At 59.0% G+C, this 854-nt stretch carries 1 pseudogene; it reads right to left on the reverse strand.

What is annotated here, in order from left to right:
- Positions 1 to 854, reverse strand: a pseudogene (locus tag GR158_RS25040) (IS3 family transposase); the annotation flags it as partial.

The following is an 854-nucleotide window of genomic DNA, read 5'->3' on the forward strand; positions in this document are numbered from 1 at the left end:
CGTTTCTGACGTGCTTGCGTTTCGGGTTGTAGAACATCTCGATGTAGTCGAACACATCCTGGCGAGCTTCATCGCGTGAACGGTAGCCCCTGCGACGTATCCTCTCCCGCTTCAGAAGATTGAAGAAGCTCTCGGCCACCGCATTGTCACGGCAGTTGCCGCGTCGGCTCATCGAGTGAACCAGATTGTGGTGCCTGACGAACGATGCCCAGTCCATGCTGGTGAACTGCGCCCCCTGATCCGAATGAACCAGCACCTTGTCCTTCGGCTTTCGCCTCCACACCGCCATGAGCAGAGCCTGCAATACGACGTCCGTGGTCTGTCGGCTCTGCATCGCCCAGCCGATGACCCGGCGAGAATAGAGGTCGATGACGACCGCAAGGTAAGCGAAGCCCTCGCAGGTTCGGATGTAGGTGATGTCCGTGACCCAGGCCTTGTCCGGAGCCGCGACGTCAAATTGCCGGTCGAGTGTGTTGTCGATAGCGACGGCAGGCCTGCCGCCATAGATGCCGGGACGGCGTTTGTAGCCGATCTGCGCCTTGATCCCGGCGAGACGCGTCAGGCGCGCGACCCGGTTTGGGCAGCACATCTCTCCCTGATCGAGAAGGTCGTCGTGCAGCTTGCGATAACCGTAGACCTTGCTGCTCTCTTCCCATGCCTTCAGGAGCAGATCGGTCTGTCGCTTGTCCTCTTTGGCTCGCCTGCTCAGCGGGTTCTTCAGCCAGGTGTAAATCCACTCGGGTGAACCCGTAGAAGGCGGCACATCGTCCGCACCGAAAACTGCAAGCGATGCAGAGCAATGAACGCGTACTTCACTTTGCATCCCTGGCGAAATACGCGGCCGCTTTTTTTAA

It is taken from the genome of Shinella sp. AETb1-6, assembly GCF_009826875.1.
GTDB lineage: Bacteria > Pseudomonadota > Alphaproteobacteria > Rhizobiales > Rhizobiaceae > Shinella > Shinella sumterensis.